This is a genomic window from Actinoplanes solisilvae (assembly GCF_003999975.1).
Classification (GTDB): Bacteria; Actinomycetota; Actinomycetes; order Mycobacteriales; family Micromonosporaceae; genus Actinoplanes; species Actinoplanes solisilvae.
On the sequence record NZ_RJAC01000124.1, the window covers coordinates 1 to 539 of the forward strand.

Sequence of the window (539 nt, forward strand, 5' to 3'; positions counted from 1 at the left end):
CCCTATGGCTTAGGATCGACTCACCCATGTCCAACTGCTGTTCACATGGAACCTTTCCCCACTTCAGTCCTCAAAGTTCTCATTTGAGTATTTGCTACTACCACCAAGATCTGCACTAGAGGTCGTTCGACCCGGGGTCACCCCCAAGGCTTCGTCACTGACCTCCACGCCTGCCTACTCGTCAGGGCATCATGTCAACCCTGACGGCGAGGTATAGGTAGCACGCTTAAGCGCCATCCATTTTCAGGGCCAATGCATTCGGCCGGTGAGTTGTTACACACTCCTAAGCGGATTCCGACTTCCATGGCCACCGTCCGGCTGTCTAGATGCATTGACACCTTTTGTGGTGTCTGATGAGCGTACATTCCGGCACCTTAACCTCACGTTCGGTTCATCCCGCATCGCCAGTTCTGCTTACCAAAAATGGCCCACTAGTAACGATACATTCAAATGTCCACGTTCAATTAAGTAACAAGGACTTCTTACATATTTAAAGTTTGAGAATAGGTTAAGGTTGTTTCAACCCCAAGGCCTCTAAT

The 539-nt window shown here is 49.7% G+C and carries 1 rRNA gene; it reads right to left on the minus strand.

The window, feature by feature from the left end:
- Window positions 1-539: ribosomal RNA gene (locus tag EER30_RS48340) — 23S ribosomal RNA — on the minus strand; the annotation flags it as partial.